The following is a 3,077-nucleotide window of genomic DNA, read 5'->3' as shown; positions in this document are numbered from 1 at the left end:
AAGAATATTCTGTATTTAGCGAAAAACCCTATTGTCGGGGGTATTCCGGCCAGTGAGAACATAAATACTCCCAGCGCCACGGCTAAGTAGGGTCTTTTTTTCCAAAGCCCTGATATATCCTCAAATGTCTCACATTCTTTGCCGTCTCTTGAAAGATATGCCAACACGCCAAAAGCCCCAAGATTCATCAACATGTATGCAAAAAGATAATAAATAACACTGCTTATAGCTAACTTATCCCCACCATAAGCTGCCACTACCCCTACCAGTGCATAACCTGCGTGCGCTATACTAGAGTATGCAAGCATTCGTTTTATGCTCTTTTGGGCTATCGCCGCAATGTTACCTACCAGCATAGTAAACACTGCTATAATCCAAAGAACCGGCATGATTGTAAGCTGAATTTCTGTAAATCCTTCAAATATAACCCTTAAAAGAATTGCAAAAGCCGCCGCCTTAACACCTACTGACATAAATGCGGTGACCGGCATTGGAGCTCCTTCATATACATCAGGAACCCATTGGTGAAGTGGAAACGCCCCTAATTTAAAGATGAATCCAATAAGCACAAGTGCGCTTCCCGCAATGAAAAGCGGGTTAGAAGGATCAAACTTACTAACTATCTCTTGAAGATATACGGAGCCTGAAGCGCCGTAAAGTAGTGCTATTCCATATAAAAGAATGGCGGATGAGAACCCGCCTAGGATAAGGTATTTTATCCCTGCTTCTGTAGATCTTATGGATTTTCTATTAAATGCAGAAAGGATATATACAGAAATAGACATTATTTCAAAACCTAAAAATAATGTCATAAACTCCCTTGAAGCGCTTAATATCATCATACCTGAGGTAGAAAAGAGTATCAGTGCATAGAACTCGTTTGAAAATTTACCTACGTTTTTGAGATAGTCTCTTGAGAGAATAATTGCCAGAAATGCGCCGATTAAAAATATCACATTGAAATATGCCGCGAATTGATCAAGCGAAAGAGCGCCAGAAAAGGCAGTCTCGGAGGCTCCAAATCTCTCTAAATTAAGCACAAAACCAACTATCAAACCAACAAGAGCTATTCCAACTAGATTATTCTTGACTGATCCCCGTGAGATCGGATCCAGAACTATGATAATTAAACCTGCTAGAATAAGAGAGATTTCAGGACCAATTAAAAGTGTGCTCTCAAAAACTTGGCTTAAATCCATTTAATATAATTCCTCGAAATTAGTAATATTTAAAGTGTAAAAAGCTGTTTTGAGTAGTTTAGTATGGTGGAGCAAGGGGGTATTGTCAAGTTAGCCCTAGTTATAGCAAATTACGGTCTGATTGGATCAGAAATTTTTGATTATTTTAGGACTCTACAGGATCCGATAAATCACACTCTGGCTGAAGATATTCTACTATCTCATGAATAGACGGCTTATAACCGCATAGCTTACATTTAGGGTCTTTATTTACCTTTACGGAGTCAAATGTCATCTTTAAAGCATTGAATACTAATAACCGATTCTCTAGAGAGTCCCCGATTTTCAATATCTCTTTAAGAGTCTCAACTGCCTGCATGGTTCCGACTGTTCCTGCTACCGCGCCCAATATACCGGCCTCCTGGCAGCTAGGCATCATACCTTGGGGCGGTATTTCTGGGTACAGACATCTATAGCAAGCGCCGCCGTTATGTGGCTTGAATACCGATATCTGTCCCTCAAACTGAAATATGGCGCCGGAAATCAGAGTTTTTTGCTCAAAGAAGCATGCGTCATTAAGCAAATATCTTGTTGGAAAATTATCAGAACCATCCACCACAATATCATAGTTTCTTACTATTTCTCTGATGTTGTCTTTGGTTATTAAATTGTGATAGGAAACAATATTCACATCCGGATTTAGCTTTTCTAATTTTTCCTGAGCTGAATGAGTTTTAGGTTTTCCTATGTCTTCAGTATAGTGAAGAACTTGTCTTTGAAGGTTTGATATATCTACTTGGTCTGAATCAGCAATTCCCAGAGTTCCTACTCCGGCAGCTGCCAAGTAAAGAGCTATTGGCGAGCCCAGACCTCCTACTCCTACGCAAAACACTTTTGCTTCGAGCAATTTCTTTTGACCCTCGCCCCCAACCTCGGGCAAAAGTATGTGCCTACTATAGCGGTATATTTGATCTTCGGTTAATTGCAATGTTCAGCCTTCCACAACCTGTATTTCTTCCTCACTAAATTGCCCGTCAAAGTCTTCTAAGACCCAAGCTTTGGCGTCGCTGTATTTACCCCCCATGATGGAATAAATAATGTATATCCAATCGGGCCAACCCCTTTGCCTGTCGGTCTCTGAAGCCCTAGCCGGATGATCGGGGTGGGAGTGATAGATTCCCAGTATCTCCATATTATTTTCTCTTGCCCATTCATCGGCCTCTTTAAAAGACACTGGGTCAAGCTCGTAGCGGTCGTGCGCTCTTTCGGTGTTTAAGTTTCCACATTCTCTGTAGTGTGTAATTTCGCCGCTCGTGCCGATCATAACCCCGCATACTTCATGCGGGAATCCTGATTCTGCATGTTTTATCATTCCTTCATTAGCTGACTTATGTACTTTTACCACCATATTCCTCCACTTAAATATCTATAGCCGCCGTCCGGGAAAACTGTAACCACAACACCTTCCTCAAGATTTTTTGCGCATTCAAGTGCAGCATAAGCTACAGCGCCTCCTGAGTGTCCGACGAAAATGCCTTCTTTTTTAAGTAGATCCTTCATTGTGTCATATGCATCTTCTGTTGTAACCCGTACCAGTTTATCTGCCTTTGTATCGTCATAAATACCTGGAACAATTGAGCTAGGCATATGTTTCATTCCCTCAAGCCCATGAAGAGACTCAGCAGGCTCAATTGAGATAGTCTGAATATCAGAGTTTAGCTCTTTTAGTCTTCGGCTGGTTCCCATAAATGTCCCGCTTGTACCAAGACCGGCTAAAAAGTGCGTAACACGGCCCTGTGTTTGCTCCCAGATTTCCATGGCTGTTGTCTCATAATGAGCCCTTGGGTTTGCAGGGTTGTTATATTGATCGGGCATAAAATATTTATCCGGATTTTCTTT

At 41.4% G+C, this 3,077-nt stretch carries 4 protein-coding genes; all 4 read right to left on the bottom strand.

The window, feature by feature from the left end; all coding sequences use genetic code 11:
* On the bottom strand, nucleotides 1-1,199 hold a 1,199-nt coding region (locus AAF462_11260), incomplete at its 3' end, for an NADH-quinone oxidoreductase subunit N (protein MEM7009700.1).
* A gap of 145 nt (nucleotides 1,200-1,344) precedes the next feature.
* A complete protein-coding gene (gene moeB / locus AAF462_11255) occupies nucleotides 1,345-2,166 on the bottom strand; it encodes a molybdopterin-synthase adenylyltransferase MoeB (GenBank protein ID MEM7009699.1) in 822 nt (273 codons plus the stop codon).
* Nucleotides 2,167-2,169: 3 nt separating this feature from the next.
* Nucleotides 2,170-2,586, bottom strand: coding sequence for a M67 family metallopeptidase (locus AAF462_11250; GenBank protein MEM7009698.1), 417 nt, complete (start codon nucleotides 2,584-2,586; stop codon nucleotides 2,170-2,172).
* Nucleotides 2,577-3,077: pyridoxal-phosphate dependent enzyme (locus AAF462_11245; protein MEM7009697.1), on the bottom strand; the 501-nt coding region annotated here is incomplete at its 5' end. The genes AAF462_11245 and AAF462_11250, both read right to left, overlap by 10 nt.

This window comes from Thermodesulfobacteriota bacterium, assembly GCA_039028315.1.
Classification (GTDB): Bacteria; Desulfobacterota_D; UBA1144; order Nemesobacterales; family UBA2774; genus CR02bin9.
The sequence above is the reverse complement of the archived record's forward strand: the minus strand, read 5'-3'. Positions and strand labels throughout refer to the sequence as shown.

What these genes read in the sequence shown, in the direction of transcription:
- AAF462_11250 (MEM7009698.1), bottom strand. Translation starts at nt 2,586, where the DNA reads ATGGTGGTAAAAGTACATAAGTCAGCTAATGAAGGAATGATAAAACAT.